The following is a 20,593-nucleotide window of genomic DNA, read 5'->3' on the forward strand; positions in this document are numbered from 1 at the left end:
AACGATCCGCGCGGGAATAAAACTTCATGAGCCATATGACGGGGTTGGGGCGGGTGAGCGTATTGCTCGCCCTGGTAGGAGGCATGCAAGGCGCGTTCGCGCAGGGGCTGGCAGGCAGCGATCCGTCGGCGGTGCAGCCGGCGTCGGCGCCGGTGGCCGCGATTCCGGTGATCGATTCGCAGGCACCGACGTCGGCGCAGCCGCAGGCCGGCGAGTCGACGGGGCCGAGCACGGTCGACGATTTGCAGCGCCAGATCCAGGCGCATTCGCTGACGGAAATGCGCACGAGCTACAACGGCAGCTACGGCGCGAGCCTGCTGTTCAACGTCAAGGACGGTGCGTATTTCGTCGCGCTGTTTCAGCAAAAGGCGTTCTGGCGCGTGATCAAGACTTACAACGAAGCGCGGGCGGAAGCGATCTATCGCGATTTCTCGCACCAGGCCGAGCGGCTGGCCGTCGACGAACTGCGCGCGGCGAAGCTGGAATCGCAGAAGGCGCAGATGGACAAGCAGATCGAAGTCGTGCAGGACCGCGCGCGGCGTCTGCAGGCGGACATCTCGATCGCCCGCCAGCAGCAGGCGGCGGTGGCGGATCGCCAGAAGAGCGTGCGGAGCGAAACGGCGACGCTGCAGGCGCAACAGGCTCAACTTCAGTCGCAACTGCGGGCATTGCAGCAGCAGGTGCGTTCGTTGCAGCGAGAGGCCAACGCGGGCCTGCCGACGACGGCACGCTGAACCCGGTCGCGGCGGCGGTGCGGCGACGTGCCGCGCTGGCCGTACCAGTGAAAAGGGCAAGCCGGTTGGCTTGCCCTTTTGTTTTACTGGCCGTCCGGCACGATTCGCCGGCGCCGCGTCACGATGACCGGCCCGTTGCCGCCGCGGGAATCCGACGGCGCGGCGTTGCCGGATGCGTCGCCGGTGTCGCGCGGCGCGCCGTAGCTTTCGCGGGGTTCACGCGGAGCGCCGTAGCCTTCGCGCGGCTCACGCGAGCCGTAACCCTCACGCGGTTCGCGCGAACCGTAGCCTTCACGCGGCTCGCGAGAGCTGTAGCCGCCGTCGCCGCGCGATTCGCGCGGGCCGCCGTGCGAGCCGTACGGGCTGTGACCGCCGCCTTCACGGCCGCCGGGGCGACCGCCGGTGCGCGGGCCGCGGGGGCCGCCGCCGCCGGGCCGCGAGCCGCCCGTATCGAGCTGGATCGTGGAAATCGCGCGCTTGTAGATGCCTTGCAGACCCACGGGGGTGCGCAGCATCACCAGATACTGGTCGAACGACTCGATACATCCCGTCAGACGAATGCCGTTGACGAGATAGATTTCAACACGCTTACGTTCCTTGCGCGCCGAATTGATGAAGTCGTTTTGCGGATGGGATTCTGCGGGATTGGCCATTGAGGTGCGGCAGGAGCCTGCGTCAGAGAATATGTTGTGCGTGTGTGTGGCGTGTTCGTCCACAAGGCGTTTGGCGGAATTCTACCCTGTTCGATAGGGGAGCGCGCAGTCGCGATTGTGTCGAACCGTAACCCACTATAGACGTTCCGGCGCATTTTCGCGATTAGGCCGAACGGCCGAAGCCGTTTCGTTACGCTGCGTTACGACTCTCGCAGCCCCGTATCACCTCGGTGCGCGCGCCGCGCTTACATTGGTCGCGCGAGCCGGGCGGGCCGGCTTATCAGGGATGCGGAGCATGAACAAGAGGCAAGTCGCAGTGGTGATCGGGAGCATGGCGTTGCTCGTTTCCGGCAGTGCAATGGCGGGGCGTGTGGATCTGTCGGTCGGCATCGGCGTACCGGTCGCGCCGGTAGCACCGGTCTATGTCGAGCCGGCGCCGGTCTATGTAGCGCCGCAGCCCGCCGTCGTCGCCTATCCGGGCTACGGGTATGGCTATTACGGCGATGACGACGACGACCGCTACCGCAAGTGGCGCAAGCACTATTACAAGCACTGGCATCGTCACCACGACGACGATGACGATTGAACCCGCGGTGAGCCGCGCCGACGCGCGTCAGAACGCGTAATCCGGATTTTTCGGGTCGAATGCGGTGTCGTCGAGGGGCGTCGGCGCGATTTTCTCGATGACGATCCGCTCGAAGATCCTGCCGTCGTTGTCATAGGATTCGACGGTTCGGAAATAGGGGGCGTGCAGGTCGAGCCCCAGCACTTCCTTTTTCGCATAGAACTGCGGCCGGCCGGTCGGCGTTTCGTAGGTGAGTGCGACGACGCGCACGCCGTCGATCGTCCGGGCCTCCACGTCGGTCGGCCGCTGCACGCCGGCTTCCACGTATTTCTTCCCTTCGGTCAGGTACAGGTTCGCGATGAACTCGGTGCCGAGATCCTTCACCTGATGATTCGACTGGGCGCGCGCGAGCGCGCCGTCGATCGCCGTCCACAGCGGAATCTTGCCGAGCAGGCCGCCGAGGTGGCCGTACATCTCGTCCTTGCGCTGCGTCGTGTCGTAGATCGTCTCCTGTCCGGCGTGCGCGCCGCCCGGCAGCCATTTCGCATACAGGCGCAGCGGCTCGCGGGTCGTCTTCACGAGCATGCGATCGGGCGTGTCGGGCCATTTTCCGCTGATGCGCTCCTGGCGCACCATCGTGAACTGGTAGGACGGATAGCCGTTCGGGCCGTGACGGATATAGAGCGGCACGGCGAGCGGATCGAGCGCCTTGAAGAGCGCGGTGAGCGTCGTGTCGTCGAGCTGCGCGAGCGTGCCGCGCTGGGCCGCCGTGCGCAGCCAGCGCGCCTGTTGCGCAACCGGCTCGTGCGTGACCTTCGCGAGCTCCGCCGGCAGCGCGGCCGCCTGCGCCGCGCTCGCGGCGCCGGCCGTTTCCTGCGCATGCAGCGCGGCTTGCGCGAGCGCCAGCGCGCACGCGACGGTCGCCACGGCGGCATGCCGCGCGCGGCGTTTCATTCGTTCGTTCATCGACGGCGTCTCCCGGAGCGATGGATCGTTCAGCCTTGCTTCGCGGCCTTGAGTTTGGCGAGTTCCTCGTCGCGCAGCGCGCGGCGCAGGATCTTGCCGACATTTGTCTGCGGCAGCGCGTCGCGGAACTCGACGAATTTCGGCATCTTGTAGCCGGTCAGGTTCTTGCGGCAGTGCGCGAGCACGTCCTCGGCCGTCAGCGACGGGTCGCGCCGCACGACGAACACCTTGATCCGTTCGCCCTGGACCTCGTCGGGAATGCCGATCGCCGCGGCTTCGCTGATGCCGGGATGCATCACGAGCACTTCCTCGATCTCGTTCGGATACACGTTGAAGCCCGACACGAGGATCATGTCCTTCTTGCGGTCGATCAGGCGGATGAAGCCGCGCTCGTCCATCACGCCGATGTCGCCGGTGGCGAGCCAGCCGTCGGCGTCGATCACCTTCGCCGTCTCGTCGGGGCGCTGCCAGTAGCCGCGCATCACCTGCGGGCCGTGCACGCACAGCTCGCCCGGCTCGCCGATCGCGGCCCAGGTGCCGTCCTCGCGGCGAAAGCGCACGAAGGTCGACGGCGCGGGCAGCCCGATCGAACCGCTGAACGCGGCCATGTCGTTCAGGTCCACGGGATTCATCGTGACGATCGGCGAGCACTCGGTGAGGCCGTAGCCTTCGACCACCGGCCGGCCCGTCACCTGCTGGAAGCGCTCGGCGACCGCGCGCTGCATCGCCATCCCGCCCGCCATCGCGAGCTTGAGCTTCGAGAAGTCGCGCTTGCGGAATTCCTCGTTGTCGAGGAACGCGTTGTACAGCGTGTTGATGCCGGTGATGCCCGTGAACGTCTCGTGGCGGATGATCTTCATCACCATCTTCATGTCGCGCGGGTTCGCGATCAGGATGTTGCGCCCGCCGAGCCCCATGAAGATGAACGCGTTCACCGTCAGCGAATAGATGTGATAGAGCGGCAGCGGCGTGAGCACGGTCTCGACGTCGCCCGACACCTGGTCGGCGATCCAGGCCTTCGCCTGCAGCAGGTTCGCGATCAGGTTGCCGTGCGTGAGCATCGCGCCTTTCGCGACGCCGGTCGTGCCGCCCGTGTACTGCAGGAACGCGAGATCGTCGCGCGTGATCTGCACCGGTTGCGGCTTGCCGCGCGCGCCGAGCGCGAGCGCGGAACGCAGCCGGATCGCCTGCGGCAGGTGGTAGTCCGGCACGAGCTTCTTCACGTGCTTCAGCACGAAATTGATCAGGCGGCCTTTCGCGTTGAGGCCGTCGGCGAGCAGGTCGCCGAGCGCGGTGACGACGATGTGCTTCACCTGCGTTTCCGGCAGCGCGTCCTGCAGCGTGCGCGCGAAATTCTCGAACACGACGATCGTCTGCGCGCCGCTGTCCTTCAACTGATGCGCCAGTTCGCGCGCGGTGTAGAGCGGGTTCACGTTGACGACGATCGCGCCGGCCTTCAGCGTGCCGAACAGCGCGACCGGATACTGGAACGTGTTCGGCAGCATGATCGCGACACGGTCGCCGGGCTTCACGCCGACGCTTTGCAGATACGACGCGAAGGCGTCGACCTTCCGCGCGAGCGTGCGGTAGGTCATCGACGCGCCGGCGCTCACGTAGGCGACGCGCTCGGCGAAGCGGGTCGTGCATTCGTCGAAGAACTGCACGAGCGACGCGTATTGCGTGACGTCGATCTCGTGCGGAACGCCGGGCGGGTACGACGCGTACCAGATGCCGTCGGTGTTCGGCGGAAGTTGGGCCGAGGTGGGTGCTGCGGAAGATGACATGACGTGTCTCCGGTCTTGGCTCTCGGCGAGGGCCCGCGCGTCAGCGCCTGCCCATGCCCCGTGCTTCGCGGCGGGTCGACGCGGGCGTCTCGACGCCGCGCCCGACCGCGCGTATCAATCAAATCGTGAACAGGAAGCCGCGCGTGGCCTCGCGCGCTCAGTTCGTGGAATGCAGTGTCGTAGCCTCGGCGGTCGTCGTCGGGCACGACTGCGGCAGCCCGAACGCTTCGCTTGCACCCGCGTCGTCGAGTACGGCCGCGAAGATCGACAGTTGAGCGCTGTCGGGCATCGGCGCCTTCAGCGCGGCGACGATCAGCGACGACAGCCGCGCGATCATCTGCACGTCGTTCATCGTGCGGCCTTGCGAGAATTCGTCGATCAGGCTTTCCGTTTCGGCGCCCGCGAGCGCGCCGGACAGCGCGCCGATCGCGAAGTGCAGCCGCCAGCCGAGTTCGGTGCGCGGCAGGTGCGGCAGCGCGCGCTGGAACGCGTCGAAGAAGCGGCCCGCGACGCTCGCGTAGTGCGCGGTCAGGAAGTTGCGCACGAACGGCGAAGGATCGGTGTACGCGCGGCCGATCAGCCGCAGGAACCCGGGCCCGCCGCGTTCGGGATTGCGCGATGCCTTCAGCGCCGGAATGAACATCGCGCCGAGCACGTGCTCGCAGGTGATGTGCGTGCCGAGCTGCGCATCGAAGCGGTCGAGGATGCCGAGGCGTTCCTGGTTCAGCTGGTCGAGCCGGCGCGACAGCATCGCATGGATCAGCGCTTCCTTGCTGCCGAAGTGGTAGTTGACCGCGGCGAGATTGACCGTCGCGCGCGACGTGATCTGCCGCATCGACATCGCTTCGAAGCCATGTTCGATGAACAGGTCCTCGGCCGCATCGAGAATGCGCGCCTTCGTCCCGCCGGTCTGCCGCGTGCCGGATGACCGTGCCCCCGACGGCCGTCCCGCGGATGGCCGCCCCGCGGATGGCCGCCCCTCCTGACTTACTGCCATGTTCCGCCTCCCATGCCGGTTTCCCGGCCGCGAACTGGTGATTTGATTATCTGATTCAAACAGTCGTTTTTATTAAGATAAAAAATCGCGGGTGGACCGGGCAAGCGCGGAATCTGGATCAATTCCTCTAGTTCGATGTGCGGGTGCGGAAAGCGCGGCGCCCGCGCCCGGCGGGGCGCGGCGCGCGCGATGACGCGGTGCCGCAACGTGCGGGGTCACCCGGTAGTGGTACGCGTATTGACCGATTGCGTCATGTCGATGCCGCGCCGCTCGCGGCTGAACAGGATCAGCACGGCGATCGCGACGGCGACGATGCCGGCCACGAGCGCGAGCGCGAAGCCGTAATTGTCGTGGTTCGACACGGCGAGCGACGCCTGCATCGTCGCGTTGCCCGACGCGAGCAGGTTGCCGAGCTGGTAGACGACGCCGGGGAAGGTCGCGCGGATCTCGTCGGGCGAGATCTCGTTCAGGTGAACCGGTATCACGCCCCATGCGCCCTGTACCGAGATCTGCATCAGGAACGCGCCGGCGGCGAGCGCGATCGCTCCGCTGGAGAACGCCCACAGCGGCAGCACGGGCAGCGCGATCAGCGCGGCGATGAAGATCGCGCGGCGCCGGCCGATCCGCTCCGAGATCGCGCCGAACGACAGCCCGCCGACGATCGCGCCGATGTTCAGCACGATCGTGATCCACGACACGGTATGCGGATCGAAGTGATGCTGTTCGCGCAGGAAGGTCGGATAGAGATCCTGCGTGCCGTGCGAGAAGAAGTTGAACGCGGTCATCAGCACGATCGCGTAGATCGTGAGCTTCCAGTTCTGTTTCAGCGTGGCGCCGAGGCTCGGGCGCGCGCGCTTCTCCATCTGTTTCCAGGCCGGCGATTCGGGCACGTGTGCGCGGACGTACAGCACGAGCAGCGCGGGCAGCACGCCGACCATGAACATCCCGCGCCAGCCGATGTATTGGTAGAACAGGCCGAACACGACCGACGCGAGCAGATAGCCGCTCGGGTAGCCGGCCTGCAGCAGCCCGGACACGAGGCCGCGCGCGTGGGTCGGCACGGTTTCCATCGTCAGCGCGGAGCCGACGCCCCATTCGCCGCCCATCGCGATGCCGAACAGCGCGCGCAGTACGAGCAGCGCGGTCAGGCTCGGCGCGAAACCCGACGCGAGTTCGAGTAGCGAATAGCATGCGATGTTGACCATCAGCGTCGGGCGGCGACCGAAGCGGTCGGCGAGCCGGCCGAAGATCAGCGCGCCGAGCGGGCGCATCGCGAGCGTCAGCGTGAGCGCGAACGCGACGGCGGGGATCGTCGACGCGAATTCCGCGGCGATGTCCTTCAGCACGAAAACCATCAGGAAAAAGTCGAACGCATCGAGCGTCCAGCCCAGATAGGCGGCGATCGTGACGTTGCGTTGCTCGCGGGTCCAGCTCATGTGCGGGTCTCCTCGTTGGCTTGCGCGCTCGCGATTCTGCATGCGGATGCCGGCCCGGCTCGCGCGCGGCGCGGGGCACTGATCGAGTGTAGGCTTGCGCGCCGCGCGAGGTGGGGCGCGATAGCCGCGAATCGGGAATAATCCCTACGAAATGCACTGTTTCGGAAATGGAAACGGAGCCGCGCGAGGCGCGCGACCGGACTCTGTATCATTCCGGAAGGCTTTTTGTATCAGTTCTGTAATGCGCGCGCTGCGCATCGCCACCGAATCAGGAGTCCCGATGAACGACCGTTCCGCCGACCCATTGCCCGTGCTCGAAACCGCGCGGCTGTGGCTGCGTCCGCGCGTGCTGGCGGATCTCGATGCGTGCATCGAGATGGATCGCGATCCCGAGGTCACTCGCCACATCGCGGGCCCGTGGCACGACCCCGTCGAGCATCGCCGCTTCGTCACGCATCGGATCACCCGCGACTATCCGCCCGGTCTCGGCTACTGGTCGATCTTCGAGAAGGCCGCGCCCGGGGTGTTCATCGGCTGGATCCTGCTGATCCCCGACTACAAGGACGGGTCGCGCGACGTCGAGATCGGCTGGCGGCTCGTGCGTGCGACGTGGGGGCGCGGCATCGCGAGCGAAGCCGCGGCGGCCGTCGTGCGGCACGCGTTCGACACCGTGCGCCTGCCGCGCGTGATCGCCGATATCGCGGAGGCCAACAGCGGCTCGCTGAACGTGGCGCGCAAGCTCGGAATGCGGCGCGTGAGCATCGTGCACGACGGCATTCCCTACATTCGGCATCGTCTCGAACGCAACGATTTGCGCGCGTAGCGCGGCGTCGTGCAGGCAGCGGGCGTCGCGGATCGTCGACCGAACACGGATCAAGACGATGACGGATTAACGGCGCGCGCGATCAGGAGTATCGTTGCCGGAATTTCGCTACATGGGGTACGACCATGGCACTCGGCAACGACGTTCATCTCATTCCCGTCAGGCTCGACGCGCTGCGTCCGACCCAGATGACGGTCGGCTATCGCGAAGTGAAGGCGAAGCGCAAGCACTGGAAGGCGCTGAACCGGCGCGCCCGCAAGGCCGCGATCGAATCGCACTGGTTCCCGGCCGTGCTCGGCCCGGGCGGGCTGCACTACATCACCGATCATCATCATCTCGGCCTCGCGCTGATCGAGGAGGGCGAGGCGCGCGTGAACGCGATGCTGCTGAAGGATCTGTCGTGGCTCGACGACACGATCTTCTGGCGGATGATGGAACACAACCAGTGGGTGCATCCGTTCGGCCCAGACGGCTCGCGGCGCGACTATGCGCATTTGCCGAAGGCGCTGACGGGCCTCGAGGACGATCCGTACCGCAGCCTCGCCGGCGAGCTGCGCACGGCGGGCGGCTATGCGAAGGACGCGACGCCGTTCAGCGAATTCCTGTGGGCCGACTATCTGCGCCAGCACGTGACGCTCGACCAGATCCGCAAGAACTTCGCGAAGGCGCTCGACGTCGCGCTGCATCGCGCGCACGAGCAGGATGCGCGCTATCTGCCCGGCTGGTCGGGCGTGATTGCCGTCAAACCCTGACCGGCGCACGACGCGCACCGCCTCATGACGATCGCCCCGATCCGCCCCGACGCCGGCCCGCAACATCCGGACCATTTCGCGACGCTCGACGCGCCGCCCGCGCCGCGCACGCGGCGCATCGGCCTCGATGCGCTCGCCGGCCTGTCGATTGCCGGCCTGCTGATTCCCGAGGCGGTCGCGTATGCGGGGCTCGCCAACCTGCCGCCGCAGGCCGGCCTGATCGCGCTGCTGTCGGGGCTCGTCGTCTATGCGCTGACGGGCAGCAGCCGCTTCGCGATCGTGTCGTCGACGTCGTCGTCGGCCGCGGTGCTCGCCGCGACCGTGCTCGCCGAATCGGGGATGGCGCTGGCCGCGCAGCTCGCGCTGGCGGCGGCGCTCGTCGCGATGACGGGCGTGCTGTTCATCCTGGCCGGCGTCGCGCGGCTCGGCGGCATGTCGGATTTCGTCGCGCGGCCTGTGCTGCGCGGCTTCACGTTCGGTCTCGCGCTGACGATCGTCATCAAGCAGCTGCCGAAGATTCTCGCGATTGCCGTGCAGCACAGCGACGCGCCGCACGTCGCGCTCGACCTGCTCGCCGGCGCGCCGCACGCGAATCTCGCGAGCGTCGTGCTCGGCGCGACCGCGCTCGCGCTACTGTTCGTGCTCGGGCGCCGCTCGCGCGTGCCCGCGACGCTCGTCGTGATCGTGCTGTCGATCGCGGCGAGTTATGCGGTCGACTGGCAACGGTACGGCATCGCGATCGTCGGCCATATCGACTTCCGGCACCTCGAATTCGGCTTGCCGCATCTCGATCGCAATGCGTGGATGCGGACGGTCGAGCTCGCATTCGCGCTGATGCTGATCCTGTACGCGGAATCGTACGGATCGATCCGCAATTTCGCGCTGAAGCACGGCGATACCGTATCGCCGAACCGCGACCTCGTCGCGCTCGGCTGCGCGAACCTCGTGTCGGGCCTGCTGCACGGGATGCCGGTCGGCGCCGGCTATTCGGCGACGTCGGCGAACGAGGCGGCCGGTGCGCAATCGCGCGTGGCCGGCCTGTGGGCGGCGGGCGTGGTCGCGCTGATCGTCTGGCTGCTGCTGCCGCAGCTCGCGCGCACGCCCGAGCCGGTGCTCGCGGCGATCGTGATCTTCGCCGTCAGCCATTCGCTGCATCCGTCCGTGTTCCGGCCGTACTGGGCGTGGCATCGCGACCGGCTCGTCGTGATCGCGGCGCTGCTCGCGGTGCTCGTGCTCGGCGTGCTGCACGGGCTGCTCGCGGCCATCGGCGTGAGCCTGCTGCTGACGCTGCGCAAGCTGTCCGAGCCGAACGTCAGCGTGCTCGGCCGGCTGCGCGACAGCCACGATTTCGTCGACGTCGCGAGCCATGCCGAGGCGAAGCCGGTACCGGGCGTGCTGATCGTGCGCCCCGAGGCGCAGCTGTTCTTCGCGAACGCGGACCGGATGCTCAATCGCGTGCGGGCGCTGATGAAGACCGCGCCGGACACGCATACCGTGATGGTGAGTCTCGAGGAAACGCCGGATGTCGACGGCACGACGATCGAATCGTTGCGCACGTTCGCGGCCGAATGCGCGGCGCGCGGGCTGCGGCTCGCGCTCGTGCGACTCAAGGTGCACGCACTGCATGCGCTGCGCCGCGCGGCGGACGGTACGCTGCACGCCGACGTGATGTCGGAGCTGAGCGTCGACGAGAGCCTGCAACTGTTGCAGGCGGGCAGGCCGCCGAACGGCAGCGGCGGCAGCGAAGGCACGAGCGCCGCGTGACGGCGCGGCGCGTCGGCGCCGTCTATGGCGAAAGCGCGGCGCCGGCGGCGGTGCGCTCGATCATGTCGGCCACTTCCGCGGCCGTCGGCGCATAGGCGCCCGCATGTTCACACGCCACGGCCGCGCACGCGGCCGCGTGGCGCAGATGCTCGGCGGCCGACGCATCGGGCCGCGCAAGCTGGCTTGCGAGCCAGCCGCCGATGCTCGCATCGCCGCAGCCGACCGTATCGGCGACTTCAGTCGGGAACGCAGGCTGGAACAGCACGGTATCGCGATGCAGCAGTTGCATGCCGGCCGCGCCGCGCGTGACGAGCATCGTCGCGTCGGGCGCCCACGCGCGCAGTTGCGCGAGCGCGGCTGCTTCGTCGAGTTCCGGAAACAGCCCACGCAAATCCTCGTCGGATACCTTGATCCAGTCGGCGAGCGCGGTCAGCCGGCGCAGCGTGTCGCGATACGACGGCGCGGCCATCGGCGCGCGGAAGTTCGGATCGAACGAGATGCGCTTGCCGGCCGCGCGCGCGGCCTGCGCGAGCGCGATCAGGCGCGACGCGAGCGGTTCGCGCACGACGCCGAGCGAGCCGACGTGCACGATGTCGGCCGCGTCGAACGCGCCGGCCGGCAAGTCGGCCGGATCGAACGCGAGATCGGCGCTGTTTTCGCCGATGAAGAAATAGTCGGGCGGCTGCTTCGATACGACCATCGCGAGCAGCGGCGCGCGGTCGACCTGCCGGATGAAGCGCATGTCGAGCCCCGCGTCGGCGCTCTTGCGCATCAGCTCGTCGCCGAAGGTGTCGCGGCTGACCGTGCCGGCGAAGGCCGTCGGCACGCCGAGTCGCGCGCCGACGCGCGCGACGTTCCAGCACGAGCCGCCGGCGATGCTGTGCCAGTGGTTTGCATCGTCGCGGATGAAATCGGTCAGCGCTTCGCCGAACACGATCAGGCGGGGAAACGTCGTCGTCATGTTGAAACCTTGTGCCGCGGCGTCGCGCGCGGCCGTACGGCGGTTGATCTGAATCTGAACGGTCGGGCAGTACGGGCCGTCGCGCGCGGCGACGCGGCCCGCCACCGCCCGGCGTCGCGGGCGGGCGGCGCGCTCGCCGCGATCAGCGTGGGGCGCTCCAGCCCTTGTAGGCCTTCACGTTGTCGCGCGTGACGAGCGTCGGCTCGATCAGGATCATCGGGTTGGCCGGCTTCTGGCCGTTCATGATCCCGTAGCCGACGTTGACGGCCTGCTGCGCCATCGCCCACGGATCCTGGCTCGACGACGCCTGCACGAGCGTATTCGACTTGAGTGCGACCTCGATGTCGGGCGCGCCGTCGACCGACGTGATCACGATGTTCGGACGGTTCAGCTGTTTCGCCGCGAGATCGGTGCCGATCGCCTGCGGGTCGTTGATCGTGAACACGCCGTCGAGCTTCGGAAAGCGCGTCAGGTAGCCCTGCATCGCGTTCATCCCGCCTTCGCGCGAGCCCTTGCCGTCCTGGTCGCTCGACAGCAGCTTGATGCCGGTGTTTTTCGCGAGCACGGCCTTGCAGCCGTTCACGCGATCGATCACGGCCGACACCTGCGGGCCGTTCTCGATGATCACGTTGCCCTTGCCGTTCAGCTTCTTCGCGAGGTAGTCGCACGCGAGTTCGCCGGCCTTCACGTTGTTGGTCTGCACGGTCGCATTCGCGCCGGCCGCCGCGACGTCCACCGCGACGACCGTGATGCCGGCTGCCTGCGCCTTCTTCACCGCCGGCTCGATCGCCTTCGGATCGGTCGCGTTGAGCAGGATCATGTCGACGTGCGCGGAGATGAAGTTGTCGATCTGCGTGAACTGCTTGTTCAGGTCGTAGTCGGCCGAGACGGCCGTGACCTTCGCATTCGGGTTGAGCTGCTTCGCGCGCGCTTCGGCGCCTTTCACGATCGTGACGAAGTACGGGTTGCCGAGCGAGCCGACCGTGACGCCGATCGATTTCAGCGGCTTGTCGGCTGCATGGGCGGCGGCGCTGAAGGCAAGTGCGCAGGCGACGGCGGTCAGGGCGGCGGTGTGCTTGAACATGTCGTTGTGTCTCCGTGAGGTCTGTTGGCGAACGGGCGCAGGAGGACCTGCCTGCGCCGCGATGGTGGAACGATAGGGAAGAAGTATCAGGTACGGGCCGAGTCGCGCTGGCGATAGCGGTCGAGCGCGACCGCGCCGATGATCACGAGCCCCTTGATGATGTACTGCCAGATGTCGGACACGCCGAGCAGCACGAGGCCGTTGGTCAGCACCGCGATGATCAGCGCGCCGATCAGCGTGCCGACGATCGAACCGACGCCGCCGACGAAGCTCGTGCCGCCGAGGATCACCGCGGCGATCGCATCGAGCTCGTACGACTGGCCGAGCTGCAGGCCGTTGGCCGCATACAGGCGCGCGGCCGACATCACCGCGCCGAGGCCGGCGAGCAGGCCCGACGCCGCATACACGAACATCTGGATCGCCCGCACGTTGATGCCCGACAGGCGCGCGGCTTCCGGATTGCCGCCGACCGAGTAGATCCGCATCCCGAGCACCGTGCGGCGCAGGATGAACCACGAGATCGCAATTACCGCGCAGGCGATCACGACGAGCCACGGCACGCCGAGGATCGAGCCGTTGCCGATGAACGCGAACGGCAGTTGCGGGTTGAACACGGTCGTGTCGTTGCCGATCAGCCGCGCGACGCCGCGCACGGCCGTCATCGCGCCGAGCGTGACGATGAACGGCGGCAGGCGCAGGAACGAGATCAGTCCGCCGTTGATTGCGCCGAACACGAGGCCGACGACGAGCGCGAACGGCACGCCGAGCCAGCCCCAGCCGGGAATGGTCGACGCGATCAGCGCCGCGACGGCCGCGGCGGCGAGCACCGAGCCGACCGACAGGTCGATGCCGCCCGTCAGGATCACGAAGGTCATGCCGGCGGCGAGCACGATGTTGATCGACGCCTGCTGCGTGACGATCGACAGGTTCTGCAGCGTGAAGAAACCGTCGGTCAGGAAGCCGAAGCCGACGCACAGGACCAGCAGCACCGGCAGCATGCCGGCCGTACGGATCAGCGATTGCATGCGGGCGCGATGATCGGCGCCGCGCATCAGGGGCGTGCGGTTGGTGACCGGATGGGCGGTCGCGGAAGCGAGGTTCCGCTGCTTGGTCGGGTTGATCATTTCGGTACCTTGAATGAAGAGGGAAATGAAGGGGCCGTGTCAGTGCGCGTCGGCCAGTTCGGCCTGCGAGCCGGTGGCGAGCGCGATGATCGCTTCCTGCGTGATCGGCGTATGCGTGTGCCCGCCGAGTTCGCCCGCGATCTCGCCTTCGCGCATCACGAGCACGCGGTCGGCGACGCCGATGATTTCCGGCAGTTCGCTCGAGATCACGATCACACCCACGCCGGCACGGGCCAGTTCGTTGATGATCCGGTAGATCTCGGATTTCGCGCCGATGTCGACGCCGCGCGTCGGTTCGTCGAGGATCAGCACGCGCGGCTTCGTCTCGAGCAGGCGCGACAGCAGCACCTTCTGCTGGTTGCCGCCCGACAGCGCGCCGACGTTGACGTTCGCGTGCGGGACGCGGATCGACAGCGATGCAATCGCGTCGCGCGCGCGTTCGGCGCCGCGCGCGAGGTCGAGCGCGCCGAGCCGCGCATCGCGGTTGCATACCGAGATGTTGATGTTGTCGCGCACGCTCATGTCGAGGAACAGGCCCTGGCGCTTGCGGTCCTCGGTCAGGTAGACGAGGCCCGCGTCGATCGCGTCGCGCGGCGCGTGCGCGCCGAACGTGCGCTCGCCCAGCTTCACGTCGCCGCGCACGCGCGGCTCAGCGCCGAAGATCAGCCGCGCGAGCTCGGTGCGGCCCGCGCCGACGAGGCCCGCGATGCCGAGCACTTCGCCCGCGTGCAGGTCGAGGCTGCAGCCGCGCACGCGCGCGCCGTCGGCGATGTCGCGGACCGACAGCAACAGGTGACCGGGGTCGTACGGCGCGTGTTCCTTCTTGTAGAAGCCGGAGATGTCGCGGCCGACCATCATCGCGACGAGCCGCTCGGCCGACAGCGCCTCGCGTTCGAGCGTGCCGACGTACGTGCCGTCGCGCAGCACCGACACGCGATCGGACAGCTCGTAGATCTCCGCCATCCGGTGGCTGATGTAGATGATCGCGAGGCCTTCCTCGCGCAACTGGCGGATCAGGCGGAACAGGTGTTCGGTTTCGCGCGACGACAGCGGCGTGGTCGGCTCGTCCATCACGAGGATGCGGGCGCGGGTATGCACGGCGCGCGCGATTTCGACGAGCTGCTGTTCGGCGATCGACAGCGTGTCGACGAGCGTGTCGGGCCCGAACGGCGCGCCCAGGCGCGCGAGCACGTCCTGGCAGCCGCGCGCCATCGCCGCGCGGTCGATCGTGCCCCAGCGCCGGTTGCCGCGGCGCAGTTCGCGGCCGACGTAGATGTTCTCCGCGACGGTCAGGTTCGGCGACAGGCACAGCTCCTGGTAGATCACCGCGACGCCGGCATCGCGCGCGGCGAGCGGGCCGTCGATGTCGATGCGTGCGCCGTCGATCAGGATTTCGCCGCCGGCGTCGGCGCGGTACGCGCCCGACAGGATCTTCATCAGCGTCGATTTGCCCGCGCCGTTCTCGCCCATCAGCGAATGGATCTCGCCCGGATAGACGGTGAGGCTGACGTTGTCGAGCGCGCGCACGGCCGGGAACGTCTTACTGATCCCGCGCATCTCGAGCAGCGGGCGGGGCGACTCAGAACGCGACATGGTGGACCTCCTGCGAATCGGTGCGGGCGCCCTTGAGGATGCCGGCCCGCGGGGAGAAGTTGAAAAACATCGGCAGCGTGGCGGCGCCGATCGCGCCGGCATCGGCGCCGAACGTGCCGCGCACGAGGACCGGCGTGCCGCGCGCCTCGGGCGCGGTGGCCACGAGCGCCGCGCGCAGGCGGGACGTAAGCGCGTCGAGCAGGCCCGCGTCGGTGTCGGCGTCGATCACGACCACCGGCGCGTCGATCACGCACAGCACCGCGCGCAACGCCGGCGCAAGCGCGTCGACGCAGTCGTCGATCCATTCGTCGACGGCCGGCAGGCCGCGGGCGATGCAGGCTTCGAGATCGGCGCGGTTCTCGACCGTCTCGCCGTGATGGCGCAGGTGGCGCACGAGCGCATGCAGCGAGGCGCGTGCGAGCAGGATGTCCCACGGGCCGCGCGGCGGCGGCGCGGAGGCCAGCCGGCTCGGCGGCACCGGAATCACCGCGATGTCGCCGGCATTGCCGGTCACGCCGCGCAGGCAGTCGCCGTCGATCGCGATGCCGCCGCCGATCGCCGGCCCGATGAACAGGTAGACGAAGTCGTCGCACTGCCGGCCGTACCCGTAGAACAGTTCGGCGATCGCGGCCGCGTTGCCGTCGTTTTCGCCGAATACGGGCAGCGACAGCGTGCGGCCGAGGTCGGCCGCGAAATCGACGTCTTCCCACGCGCGGAACGTGTCGGGCGCGAGGCCGAGCTCGCGCATCCACGCGCAGAGGTTGTACGGCTGCGCGACGCCGACGCCGGTCAGGCGCGCGCGTTCATGGTCGGGGAGCAGGGCCTGCATCGCGTCGATGTCGTGACGCACGATCTCGAGCACGTCGGCGGGCGGCGGAAGCAGCGTGTCGTGCGAGCGGCGGCCGAGCACGTCGCCCGCGAAATTGACGAGCGCCGTCTCGATGCGCATCCGGTCGAGATGGACGCCGATGCCGAACGCGCCGCGCGGATCGAGGCGGATCAGCGACGCCGGCTGGCCGCGCTGGCCTTCGGTGCGGCCCGCGAATTCGATCAGCTTCGCGTCGGCGAGCGACGCGATGATGCTGCCGACCGCCGTCCCCGTCATGCTCGCGAGACGGGCGAGGTCGGCCTTCGATGCGCTGCCCGCACGGCGCAGCGTCTTCAGCAGCAGGCGCTCGTTGTAACGGCGCACGTTGGCCGAATTGCTTCCCTGGCCGAAGTGCCGGCTTCTCATGGCGTCTCCTTCCATGGCGCGCCGTTCGATGGCGCATTAAATAAATCACGTTGATTTATTTAACCGCGCGAACGGCGGTCTGTCAGCCTAGGGAAATCCCGGTCGTATCCGGGAACGGCAGCGTGGCTCGGGCGTCCGCGGCTCGTTTCGGGGCCGGGAATTTCGAATTCGTCTGATGGATTTGCTGCCGGCCGCGCGTCACGATTGCCGGCTCGGCTGCATGCGAAAGCACAGCCGGAAGAGGGCGATGTCTGCGGGCGCCGCGTGATGCGGGGCCGGCAGCGTCGGTCGTTCATCGTTTACTGGACGCAGGGCGGCGGGAGCCGTCCGGCGTCTGCACTCGGGAGAAACGCCATGCATCGTACGACGCGGCCTTCGGTATCGCTGCTCGATCCTTATACCGGCAGCGAACCGCTGCCGCTTTACACGACGACGGTGACCGTCACCGGCGGCGAAGCGGCTCACGGCCGATCGTCCGGACGCGCGCGTTCGACAACCGGTGAACTCGATGTGTCGTTGCGTCTGCCGGTCGAATTGGGCGGAGTGGGTGGCGGTACGAATCCGGAGCAGTTGTTCGCGGCCGGCTTCGCGGCGTGCTTTCACGGCGCGTTGACGCTGGTTGCGATGCGGCGCCGGGTGCGCTTGCCGCCCGATCTCGCGATCACGGCCAGCGCAACGTTTCAGCGCGATCCGGTGGATGGCCTGTTTGCGATCGCGCTCGATCTCGAGGTCGGCATGCCGGGCGTCGGCGCAACTGCCGCGCGCGAGCTGGTCGCGGAGACGGAGGCGATTTGTCCGTACGCGAAGATGGCGAGGGACGGGATTCAGCATGTCGTGCGCGTCACCGGGACGGTGTAATCACGACGCCAGCCGGCTGCGCTTGCAAGCGCAGCCTTTCGAGCCCTCGCGCAAGGCGCACAGGCGCTTTGTTTCCTGGGCTTGAAATGAAAAAAGGCCGGCTAGAAGCCGACCTTTTTAGAAAACAGATGGTGCCCAGGAGAGGACTCGGTCACCCGAGCGCGACCCCGGCTGCGCTTGCAAGCGCAGCCTTTCGAGTCCTCACGCAAAGCGCGCAGGCGCTTTGCTTCCTGGGCTGGAAATGAAAAAAGGCCGGCAGAAGCCGACCTTTTAAAAACAGATGGTGCCCAGGAGAGGACTCGAACCTCCACGATGTTGCCACCGCTAGGACCTGAACCTAGTGCGTCTACCAATTCCGCCACCTGGGCACGTTTCGCTCGATACCGCATCCGCGAAAGGCCGCAATTATAGAACAGTCGCGACGGGCGTCAACAAGTTTTCCCCTTCCGGTCAAAAAACCTCGGCGCGCGCATCGAGCGACGCCGCGCGTTCGGCGAGCGTCACGTAATCGCCCGATGCGGTGCGCTCGACGCGCGCGTCGACGCGATACGCGCGCCGCAGGTGCGCGGGCGTCAGCACGTCGGCGACGCCGCCGTCGGCCACCACGCCTTCATGGCCGAGCAGCGCGAGACGATCGCAGAAGCGGGCGGCGAGATTCAGGTCGTGCATCGCGACGAGCGCAATCGCGCCGCGCCGCGTAACCGCATCCCGCATCGCCTCCAGCGCCAGCAACTGCCAGCGCAGGTCGAGCGCGCTCGTCGGCTCGTCCAGCAGCAGCAACGGCGTGTCGCGCACCAGCACCTGCGCGAGCCCGACCATCTGGCGCTGCCCGCCCGACAGCCGGTCGAGCGGCGTCGTCGCGAGCGCATGCAGGCCCAGCTGCGCAAACACGCGCTCGAGGCGGGCGTCCTGTGCGTCGGCCGACAAGCCGCCGCAGGTCGCGCGCAGCGCGCCGCGCACCGCCTCGTAGACCAGCAGCGAGGTCGGCTGCGGCAGCGTTTGCGGCAGGTACCCGACGCGGCGCATATGGTCGCGGCGCGCGCCGCGCAGCAGGTCGTGCCGGTCGAGCGTCGCATCGCCGCGCGCGGCGACGAGCCGGGCAAGCGCGCGCAGCAGCGTCGACTTGCCGACGCCGTTCGGGCCGAGCAGCGCGACGGCGCTGCCGGGCGGTACCGGCCGCAGCGACAGCCGCGCGAGGATCGTGCGCGCGCCGTACGCGACGTCGAGCCCGGCGATGCGCAATGCGTGTTGAGCGTTATCCATCGAGCCTCCTGCGACGGCTGATCAGCGTCATGAAGAGCGGCACGCCGACGAGCGCGGTGATGATGCCGATCGGCAGCACGACGCCCTCGACGAGCGTCTTGCTGAGCACCGATGCGGCCGACAGCATGATCGCGCCGGCGAGCGCCGCGCCGGGCAGGTAGTGGCGATGGTCGTCGCCGACCAGCAGCCGCGCGACGTGCGGGCCGACCAGGCCGACGAAGCCGATCGTGCCGACGAACGACAGCGCGGTCGCCGACAGCAGGCTGATGCGCATGAGCGTGACGAGCCGCAGCCGCTCGACCGCGATGCCCATGCTGCGCGCCTGTTCCTCGCCGGCGCGCAGCGCGGTCATCGACGCGACGCCCGGCGCGCTCCACAGCACGCTGGCGGCGAGCACGCACGCGAGGATCGCGATCTTGCTCCAGGTCGCCCGCGCAAGGCTGCCCATGCTCCAGAACACGATCTGCTGAAGCGCGTTCGCATCGGCGACGAACTGCAGCAGCCACAGCAGCGCCTCGAAGCTGAACATCAAGCCGATGCCGAACAGCACGACGGTTTCGGTCGTCGCGCCGTGCCGCCACGCGAGCCAGACGATCAGGAGTGTCGCGGACAGCGCGCAGCCGAACGCACCGAGCGACAGCGCGAGGTTCTCGTTCCACAGCACGAGGTGCCAGCCGGAGATCACGACCAGCGACGCGCCGACGCTCCCCGCGGCGGCGATGCCCAGCGTGAACGGGCTCGCGAGCGGGTTGTTCAGCACGGTCTGCATCTCGGCGCCGGCGAGCCCGAGTGCCGCGCCGACCAGCACCGCCATCAGCGCGTAGGGCAGGCGCACGTTCCACAGGATCACGCGCTGCTCGAGCGGCAGCGCGTCCGGACGGAACAGCCCGGTCACGATATCCGCGACCGGAAACGATGACGGGCCGGTCGCGATATCGACGACCAGCAGCGCGACGAGCACGCAGGCCAGCAACGCGAGTGCGCCGATGCGCCGCGCGGCGACCGCGCGGTAGCGGACCCGCAGAGAAGGGGACGGGACGGGCGTCGTCGCGTTCATGCGGCATCCCCTTCCGTATCCGGCGCGCGCGCGATGCGCACCGCGAGCGCGGCGCTCGGCATCACGACGCCGCCGTGGTCCTCGCCGTCGATCAGCCGGAACGTGGCGTCGAGGCCCGCGCGTCGGCCCACGCGCTGCACGAAGTCTCGGGCCGAGCTGACCTGCCGGCGCGCCTGTTGCCGGCGCATGCGTTCGGGGTCCGGGTTCGGTGCGCCTTCCTCGAGGCTGCCCGCGGTCACGACGAGGCGAAGCGACGGATCGAGCGGTGCCGTTTGCGCGGCGAACCGGTCGGCATACGGCAGCAGCGCGCGCTCGCCCCACCAGACCGACGGGCTCGCCGCGACGTAGCGCCGGAACAGGTGCGCTCGCGTCAGCAGCGCATAGAGCGTCAGCAGGCCGCCGTACGAATGGCCGAACAGCGTCTGCCGGCTGGCGTCGATCGGCCACTGGCGCGCGAGCCACGGCTGCACGTCGTGCTCGATGAAGTCGAGGAAGCGGTCCGCCGCGAGCCCTTGTCCGTGCGGCAGCGGCGCGAGCGTGTAGTCGTCGGCGCGCGCCTGCATGTCGTACGGCGCGTCGGTCGGATAGCCGATGCCGATCACGATCGGCGCGGGTTCGCGCGCGGCGTCGGGCCGCGCCGCGCGATTGCGCGCGAGCGGCGCGGCGAGCGGGAACAGCGCATTGCCGTCGAGCACGACCAGCACCGGATGCGGCTCGCTCGCCGAGCGCGCGGCCGGCAGCGCGACGAACAGGCGCCGGGTGCGGCCGGCGACCGTCACGTCGAACTGGTGACTGGCGGGGAGCCGCACGGGCGGGGTATCGGCGGCAGCGGGCCAGGCCGACGGGTGCGGTGCGGCGCCGGCGAATGCGCCGCGGGTCGCGAGCGCGCCCGCGAGGCCGGCGCACAGCAGGCCGCGGCGCACGGGGGAAGGATGTCCGTTCATG

The 20,593-nt window shown here is 68.5% G+C and carries 19 protein-coding genes and 1 tRNA gene; 6 read left to right on the forward strand and 14 right to left on the reverse strand.

What is annotated here, in order from left to right; translation table 11 throughout:
- The first annotated feature begins 26 nt into the window (after positions 1-26).
- Positions 27-734 (forward strand): DUF2968 domain-containing protein, encoded by a 708-nt coding sequence (locus J8I35_RS11675; protein ID WP_124556376.1) that lies wholly within the window; start codon positions 27-29, stop codon positions 732-734.
- Between the two features lie 83 nt (positions 735-817).
- Here J8I35_RS11675 and hfq read toward each other — a convergent pair whose 3' ends face one another.
- Entirely contained in the window at positions 818-1,387 is a 570-nt protein-coding gene (hfq, locus tag J8I35_RS11680; RefSeq protein ID WP_124556418.1) for an RNA chaperone Hfq, read from the reverse strand.
- Between the two features lie 295 nt (positions 1,388-1,682).
- Between hfq and J8I35_RS11685 the strand changes: the two genes are divergently transcribed.
- Positions 1,683-1,973 carry a hypothetical protein gene (locus J8I35_RS11685; protein WP_089488641.1) on the forward strand — a complete coding sequence of 97 codons (291 nt, stop codon included), beginning with the start codon at positions 1,683-1,685 and terminating at the stop codon, positions 1,971-1,973.
- 27 nt (positions 1,974-2,000) lie between these two features.
- On the opposite strand, the gene J8I35_RS11690 is transcribed toward J8I35_RS11685, so the two are convergent.
- The 4 genes from J8I35_RS11690 to J8I35_RS11705 form a co-directional block, all read right to left on the reverse strand.
- On the reverse strand, positions 2,001-2,918 hold the full coding sequence (locus tag J8I35_RS11690; protein ID WP_089488393.1) for a DUF1571 domain-containing protein: 918 nt from the start codon (positions 2,916-2,918) through the stop codon (positions 2,001-2,003).
- Positions 2,919-2,947: 29 nt separating this feature from the next.
- On the reverse strand, positions 2,948-4,702 hold the full coding sequence (locus tag J8I35_RS11695) for an AMP-binding protein (RefSeq protein ID WP_209925494.1): 1,755 nt from the start codon (positions 4,700-4,702) through the stop codon (positions 2,948-2,950).
- 157 nt (positions 4,703-4,859) lie between these two features.
- Positions 4,860-5,699 (reverse strand): TetR/AcrR family transcriptional regulator, encoded by an 840-nt coding sequence (locus J8I35_RS11700; RefSeq protein WP_209925495.1) that lies wholly within the window; start codon positions 5,697-5,699, stop codon positions 4,860-4,862.
- A 215-nt stretch (positions 5,700-5,914) separates the two neighbouring features.
- Positions 5,915-7,135, reverse strand: coding sequence for an MFS transporter (locus J8I35_RS11705; RefSeq protein WP_089488394.1), 1,221 nt, complete (start codon positions 7,133-7,135; stop codon positions 5,915-5,917).
- Between the two features lie 280 nt (positions 7,136-7,415).
- Between J8I35_RS11705 and J8I35_RS11710 the strand changes: the two genes are divergently transcribed.
- The 3 genes from J8I35_RS11710 to J8I35_RS11720 all read left to right on the forward strand — a co-directional run bounded on the left by J8I35_RS11710 (position 7,416) and on the right by J8I35_RS11720 (position 10,474).
- Entirely contained in the window at positions 7,416-7,958 is a 543-nt protein-coding gene (locus J8I35_RS11710) for a GNAT family N-acetyltransferase (protein WP_124556381.1), read from the forward strand.
- Positions 7,959-8,083: 125 nt separating this feature from the next.
- A complete protein-coding gene (locus J8I35_RS11715) occupies positions 8,084-8,710 on the forward strand; it encodes a ParB-like protein (protein ID WP_050012516.1) in 627 nt (208 codons plus the stop codon).
- Between the two features lie 24 nt (positions 8,711-8,734).
- Positions 8,735-10,474 (forward strand): SulP family inorganic anion transporter, encoded by a 1,740-nt coding sequence (locus J8I35_RS11720; RefSeq protein ID WP_209925496.1) that lies wholly within the window; start codon positions 8,735-8,737, stop codon positions 10,472-10,474.
- A gap of 22 nt (positions 10,475-10,496) precedes the next feature.
- Here the strand turns inward: J8I35_RS11720 and J8I35_RS11725 are convergent, their stop codons facing one another.
- The 5 genes from J8I35_RS11725 to J8I35_RS11745 form a co-directional block, all read right to left on the reverse strand.
- Positions 10,497-11,435: a carbohydrate kinase gene (locus J8I35_RS11725; protein ID WP_175974508.1), complete on the reverse strand. Its 939-nt coding sequence runs from the start codon at positions 11,433-11,435 to the stop codon at positions 10,497-10,499.
- 142 nt (positions 11,436-11,577) lie between these two features.
- Entirely contained in the window at positions 11,578-12,519 is a 942-nt protein-coding gene (locus J8I35_RS11730) for an ABC transporter substrate-binding protein (protein WP_209925497.1), read from the reverse strand.
- Positions 12,520-12,605: 86 nt separating this feature from the next.
- Entirely contained in the window at positions 12,606-13,643 is a 1,038-nt protein-coding gene (locus tag J8I35_RS11735; protein WP_209925498.1) for a ribose ABC transporter permease, read from the reverse strand.
- A 39-nt stretch (positions 13,644-13,682) separates the two neighbouring features.
- The gene (locus tag J8I35_RS11740) at positions 13,683-15,236 is read right to left on the reverse strand and encodes a sugar ABC transporter ATP-binding protein (RefSeq protein ID WP_209925499.1); all 1,554 of its coding nucleotides are present in this window, start codon (positions 15,234-15,236) and stop codon (positions 13,683-13,685) included.
- A complete protein-coding gene (locus J8I35_RS11745) occupies positions 15,223-16,470 on the reverse strand; it encodes an ROK family protein (RefSeq protein ID WP_209925501.1) in 1,248 nt (415 codons plus the stop codon). Before J8I35_RS11745 ends, J8I35_RS11740 begins: the two co-directional genes overlap by 14 nt.
- Before the next feature lie 354 nt (positions 16,471-16,824).
- Between J8I35_RS11745 and J8I35_RS11750 the strand changes: the two genes are divergently transcribed.
- Entirely contained in the window at positions 16,825-17,328 is a 504-nt protein-coding gene (locus J8I35_RS11750) for an Ohr family peroxiredoxin (RefSeq protein WP_209925503.1), read from the forward strand.
- A 281-nt stretch (positions 17,329-17,609) separates the two neighbouring features.
- On the opposite strand, the gene J8I35_RS11755 is transcribed toward J8I35_RS11750, so the two are convergent.
- The 4 genes from J8I35_RS11755 to J8I35_RS11770 all read right to left on the reverse strand — a co-directional run bounded on the left by J8I35_RS11755 (position 17,610) and on the right by J8I35_RS11770 (position 20,592).
- A tRNA-Leu gene (locus J8I35_RS11755) sits at positions 17,610-17,696 on the reverse strand.
- Positions 17,697-17,778: 82 nt separating this feature from the next.
- Positions 17,779-18,591, reverse strand: coding sequence for an ABC transporter ATP-binding protein (locus tag J8I35_RS11760; protein WP_209925504.1), 813 nt, complete (start codon positions 18,589-18,591; stop codon positions 17,779-17,781).
- Positions 18,584-19,648, reverse strand: coding sequence for an iron ABC transporter permease (locus tag J8I35_RS11765; protein ID WP_209925505.1), 1,065 nt, complete (start codon positions 19,646-19,648; stop codon positions 18,584-18,586). The genes J8I35_RS11760 and J8I35_RS11765 overlap by 8 nt, the downstream gene beginning before the upstream one ends.
- Entirely contained in the window at positions 19,645-20,592 is a 948-nt protein-coding gene (locus tag J8I35_RS11770; RefSeq protein WP_209925506.1) for an alpha/beta hydrolase-fold protein, read from the reverse strand. The genes J8I35_RS11765 and J8I35_RS11770 overlap by 4 nt, the downstream gene beginning before the upstream one ends.
- Between the last annotated feature and the right edge of the window lies 1 nt (position 20,593).

The organism is Burkholderia sp. CpTa8-5 (assembly GCF_017815045.1).
GTDB lineage: Bacteria > Pseudomonadota > Gammaproteobacteria > Burkholderiales > Burkholderiaceae > Burkholderia > Burkholderia sola.

Excerpts from the sequence above, each read along its gene's own strand:
- J8I35_RS11675 (WP_124556376.1), top strand. The coding sequence starts at position 27 with ATGAGCCATATGACGGGGTTGGGGCGGGTGAGCGTATTGCTCGCCCTG.
- hfq (WP_124556418.1), bottom strand. The coding sequence starts at position 1,387 with ATGGCCAATCCCGCAGAATCCCATCCGCAAAACGACTTCATCAATTCG.
- J8I35_RS11685 (WP_089488641.1), top strand. The coding sequence starts at position 1,683 with ATGAACAAGAGGCAAGTCGCAGTGGTGATCGGGAGCATGGCGTTGCTC.
- J8I35_RS11690 (WP_089488393.1), bottom strand. The coding sequence starts at position 2,918 with ATGAACGAACGAATGAAACGCCGCGCGCGGCATGCCGCCGTGGCGACC.
- J8I35_RS11695 (WP_209925494.1), bottom strand. The coding sequence starts at position 4,702 with ATGTCATCTTCCGCAGCACCCACCTCGGCCCAACTTCCGCCGAACACC.
- J8I35_RS11700 (WP_209925495.1), bottom strand. The coding sequence starts at position 5,699 with ATGGCAGTAAGTCAGGAGGGGCGGCCATCCGCGGGGCGGCCATCCGCG.
- J8I35_RS11705 (WP_089488394.1), bottom strand. The coding sequence starts at position 7,135 with ATGAGCTGGACCCGCGAGCAACGCAACGTCACGATCGCCGCCTATCTG.
- J8I35_RS11710 (WP_124556381.1), top strand. The coding sequence starts at position 7,416 with ATGAACGACCGTTCCGCCGACCCATTGCCCGTGCTCGAAACCGCGCGG.
- J8I35_RS11715 (WP_050012516.1), top strand. The coding sequence starts at position 8,084 with ATGGCACTCGGCAACGACGTTCATCTCATTCCCGTCAGGCTCGACGCG.
- J8I35_RS11720 (WP_209925496.1), top strand. The coding sequence starts at position 8,735 with ATGACGATCGCCCCGATCCGCCCCGACGCCGGCCCGCAACATCCGGAC.
- J8I35_RS11725 (WP_175974508.1), bottom strand. The coding sequence starts at position 11,435 with ATGACGACGACGTTTCCCCGCCTGATCGTGTTCGGCGAAGCGCTGACC.
- J8I35_RS11730 (WP_209925497.1), bottom strand. The coding sequence starts at position 12,519 with ATGTTCAAGCACACCGCCGCCCTGACCGCCGTCGCCTGCGCACTTGCC.
- J8I35_RS11735 (WP_209925498.1), bottom strand. The coding sequence starts at position 13,643 with ATGATCAACCCGACCAAGCAGCGGAACCTCGCTTCCGCGACCGCCCAT.
- J8I35_RS11740 (WP_209925499.1), bottom strand. The coding sequence starts at position 15,236 with ATGTCGCGTTCTGAGTCGCCCCGCCCGCTGCTCGAGATGCGCGGGATC.
- J8I35_RS11745 (WP_209925501.1), bottom strand. The coding sequence starts at position 16,470 with ATGAGAAGCCGGCACTTCGGCCAGGGAAGCAATTCGGCCAACGTGCGC.
- J8I35_RS11750 (WP_209925503.1), top strand. The coding sequence starts at position 16,825 with ATGCATCGTACGACGCGGCCTTCGGTATCGCTGCTCGATCCTTATACC.
- J8I35_RS11760 (WP_209925504.1), bottom strand. The coding sequence starts at position 18,591 with ATGGATAACGCTCAACACGCATTGCGCATCGCCGGGCTCGACGTCGCG.
- J8I35_RS11765 (WP_209925505.1), bottom strand. The coding sequence starts at position 19,648 with ATGAACGCGACGACGCCCGTCCCGTCCCCTTCTCTGCGGGTCCGCTAC.
- J8I35_RS11770 (WP_209925506.1), bottom strand. The coding sequence starts at position 20,592 with ATGAACGGACATCCTTCCCCCGTGCGCCGCGGCCTGCTGTGCGCCGGC.